This is a genomic window from Staphylococcus cohnii subsp. cohnii (genome assembly GCF_002902365.1).
Classification (GTDB): domain Bacteria; phylum Bacillota; class Bacilli; order Staphylococcales; family Staphylococcaceae; genus Staphylococcus; species Staphylococcus cohnii.
The window spans coordinates 1-533 of sequence record NZ_PPQC01000058.1 but is presented as its reverse complement, the minus strand read 5'-3'; the positions used below and the strand labels follow the sequence as shown (position 1 = coordinate 533).

At 53.8% G+C, this 533-nt stretch carries 5 tRNA genes; all 5 read right to left on the bottom strand.

What is annotated here, in order from left to right:
• Nucleotides 1-52 precede the first annotated feature (52 nt).
• Nucleotides 53-127: transfer RNA gene (locus CD032_RS09955), tRNA-Gln, on the bottom strand.
• Nucleotides 128-131: 4 nt separating this feature from the next.
• A tRNA-Tyr gene (locus CD032_RS09950) sits at nucleotides 132-215 on the bottom strand.
• Nucleotides 216-233: 18 nt separating this feature from the next.
• A tRNA-Val gene (locus CD032_RS09945) sits at nucleotides 234-309 on the bottom strand.
• A 14-nt stretch (nucleotides 310-323) separates the two neighbouring features.
• Nucleotides 324-395 (bottom strand) — tRNA-Glu (locus CD032_RS09940).
• Nucleotide 396: 1 nt separating this feature from the next.
• Nucleotides 397-471 (bottom strand) — tRNA-Asn (locus CD032_RS09935).
• Nucleotides 472-533 lie beyond the last annotated feature (62 nt).

The following is a 533-nucleotide window of genomic DNA, read 5'->3' as shown; positions in this document are numbered from 1 at the left end:
TGACCCTCTGATTAAAAGTCAGATGCTCTACCAACTGAGCTAATGGCTCTAATGGCTGGGCTAGCTGGATTCGAACCAGCGCGTGACGGAGTCAAAGTCCGTTGCCTTACCGCTTGGCTATAGCCCATTAATGGTGGAGGGGGGCAGATTCGAACTGCCGAACCCGAAGGAGCGGATTTACAGTCCGCCGCGTTTAGCCACTTCGCTACCCCTCCGCATTATTAAATTAGCAATGGTGGAGGATGACGGGTTCGAACCGCCGACCCCCTGCTTGTAAGGCAGATGCTCTCCCAGCTGAGCTAATCCTCCAATATGTATAAAAATGACCCCGACGGGACTCGAACCCGTGTTACCGCCGTGAAAGGGCGGTGTCTTAACCGCTTGACCACGGGGCCATGGCTCCACAGGTAGGACTCGAACCTACGACCGATCGGTTAACAGCCGATAGCTCTACCACTGAGCTACTGTGGAATAATGAAATATTGCCTGGCAACGTCCTACTCTTGCGGAACGTAAGTCCGACTACCATCGGC